The organism is Psychromonas sp. 14N.309.X.WAT.B.A12, assembly GCF_030397575.1.
In the GTDB taxonomy this organism is placed as follows: domain Bacteria; phylum Pseudomonadota; class Gammaproteobacteria; order Enterobacterales; family Psychromonadaceae; genus Psychromonas.
Window position 1 is genome coordinate 1 of record NZ_JAPNXS010000022.1, and the last position, 2448, is coordinate 2448.

Consider the following 2448-nt stretch of genomic DNA (forward strand, 5'->3'; position numbering starts at 1 on the left):
AAAAAAATCTGTCGTAACTGCAAAGTTATCAAACGCCACGGTGTGGTGCGAGTTATCTGCGTAGAGCCAAAGCATAAACAACGCCAAGGCTAATCCTAGATAGATTTAGGATATATCAGCAGCTTAGATGAATTTTTCATCTAAGCTGTGTTTTGTTTGCTAATTTATCATTTGTCGAGTATCCTACCGGGCTTTTCACAAATGAATCGTTAACTTTAAGGAGTGCATAGTGGCCCGTATCGCTGGCATTAACGTTCCTGATCATAAGCATGCAGTTATCGCATTAACTGCTATTTTTGGCATCGGCAAGACTCGTTCACAAATTATTTGTGCTGAGTCAGGCGTAGCTGAAACTACTAAGCTTAAAGATCTGGATGAAACACAAATCGAAGCTCTTCGTACAGAAGTAGCTAAATTCGCCGTTGAAGGTGATTTACGTCGTGAAGTATCTATGAGCATCAAGCGTCTTATGGACCTTGGTTGTTACCGTGGACTTCGTCACCGTCGCAGCTTACCTCTACGTGGACAGCGTTCTAAAACGAATGCTCGTACTCGTAAAGGTCCGCGTAAAGCAATTAAGAAATAGGGTAAGAGATAATGGCTAAAACACCAACTCGTGCTCGCAAGCGCGTTAAAAAGCAAGTTGCTGATGGTATGGCTCACATCCATGCTTCTTTCAACAACACAATCGTAACTATTACAGACCGTCAAGGTAATGCTCTTTCTTGGGCTACTGCAGGTGGTTCTGGTTTCCGTGGTTCTCGTAAATCTACTCCGTTCGCTGCACAGGTTGCTGCTGAGCGTGCTGCTGAAGCAGCTAAAGAATACGGTCTTAAAAACGTTGAAGTTTTTGTAAATGGACCAGGACCTGGTCGTGAATCTTCGATTCGCGCACTAAACGCGGCGGGTTTCCGTGTAACTAATATTACTGACGTTACACCAATCCCACATAATGGTTGTCGTCCACCAAAGAAACGTCGCGTTTAATCGCAACTTTCTAGGGTAATTGGAGAAAGAACAATGGCAAGATATTTAGGTCCTAAGCTTAAGCTTAGCCGTCGTGAAGGAACTGATTTATTCTTAAAATCAGGTGTCCGCGCGATCGATTCTAAGTGTAAGATCGAAAATGCACCAGGTGTACACGGTGCACGTAAACCACGTCTATCAGACTACGGTTTACAATTACGTGAAAAGCAAAAAGTACGTCGTATGTACGGTGTATTAGAAAAGCAATTCCGTAACTACTATAAAGAAGCTGCTCGTTTACAGGGCAACACTGGCGAAAACTTACTTCAACTTCTTGAAGGTCGTTTAGACAATGTTGTATACCGCATGGGCTTTGGCGCAACACGTGCTGAATCACGTCAACTAGTTAGCCATAAAGCTATTCTAGTGAACGGTAAAGTTGTAAATATCCCTTCATTCAACGTTAAACCTAGCGACGTTATCGCGATCCGTGAGAAAGCTAAAAAGCAATCACGTATTGGCGCTGCATTAGAAATCGCTGGTCAACGTGAAGCCCTAGCTTGGGTAGAAGTTGATACAACGAAGATGGAAGGCGAATTTAAGCGTCAACCTGAACGTTCAGATTTATCTGCTGAGATTAACGAACAGTTAATCATCGAGCTTTACTCTAAGTAAAGTTAACTGTTAAGAGAGGGCACAAATGCAGGGTTCTGTAATTGATTTTCTAAAACCAAGATTAGTTGATATCGAACAAGTTTCAACAACTAGAGCAAAAGTGGTTCTTGAGCCACTAGAGCGTGGCTTTGGCCATACTTTGGGTAATGCTCTTCGTCGTATTTTGTTATCATCTATGCCGGGAACGGCGGTAACAGAAGTCGAAATTGATGGTGTACAACATGAGTACAGCACAAAAGAAGGCGTTCAAGAAGACATCCTAGAGATTCTTCTTAACCTTAAAGGTCTAGCTGTAAAGCTTGAAGGTAAAAATGAAGTTTTAGTTAGTTTAACTAAATCTGGCGCTGGTCCTGTTACTGCAGGCGACATCATTCATGATGGTGATGTAGAGATAGTCAACCCAGAACATGTGATCTGTAATTTAACAGGCAATGCTGAAATCAGCATGCGTATTAAAATTGAATCAGGTCGCGGTTATGTTCCAGCTTCATCTCGTATTCATAGCGAAGAAGATGAGCGTCCAATTGGTCGTCTATTAGTAGATGCGACTTTCAGTCCTGTTGAGCGTATTGCTTACAGTGTTGAATCAGCTCGTGTTGAACAACGTACCGATTTAGACAAGCTTGTTATCGATATGGAAACAGATGGTACTTTAGAGCCAGAAGAGGCAATTCGTCGCGCAGCTACAATTTTAGCTGAGCAATTAGACGCATTTGTTGATCTGCGCACTACTTATGAAGCACCAGTAGCTGAAGCTAAACCTGAGTTTGATCCAATTCTTTTACGCCCAGTAGATGATTTAGAACT

Annotated in this window: 5 protein-coding genes; all 5 read left to right on the forward strand. The window is 42.3% G+C overall.

Going from position 1 to position 2448, the window contains the following annotated elements; all coding sequences use genetic code 11:
- A partial coding sequence (gene rpmJ, locus OW492_RS16865) for a 50S ribosomal protein L36 (protein ID WP_290041690.1) occupies positions 1–93 on the forward strand: 93 nt, incomplete at its 5' end.
- Between the two features lie 136 nt (positions 94–229).
- Positions 230–586, forward strand: a complete 357-nt coding sequence (rpsM, locus tag OW492_RS16870; RefSeq protein ID WP_290041676.1) for a 30S ribosomal protein S13 — start codon at positions 230–232, stop codon at positions 584–586.
- A gap of 11 nt (positions 587–597) precedes the next feature.
- The gene (gene rpsK, locus OW492_RS16875; protein ID WP_019613697.1) at positions 598–987 is read left to right on the forward strand and encodes a 30S ribosomal protein S11; all 390 of its coding nucleotides are present in this window, start codon (positions 598–600) and stop codon (positions 985–987) included.
- Between the two features lie 33 nt (positions 988–1020).
- Positions 1021–1641: a 30S ribosomal protein S4 gene (gene rpsD, locus OW492_RS16880; RefSeq protein WP_028869289.1), complete on the forward strand. Its 621-nt coding sequence runs from the start codon at positions 1021–1023 to the stop codon at positions 1639–1641.
- A 25-nt stretch (positions 1642–1666) separates the two neighbouring features.
- The coding region (gene rpoA, locus OW492_RS16885; RefSeq protein WP_290041688.1) for a DNA-directed RNA polymerase subunit alpha at positions 1667–2448 on the forward strand (782 nt) is incomplete at its 3' end.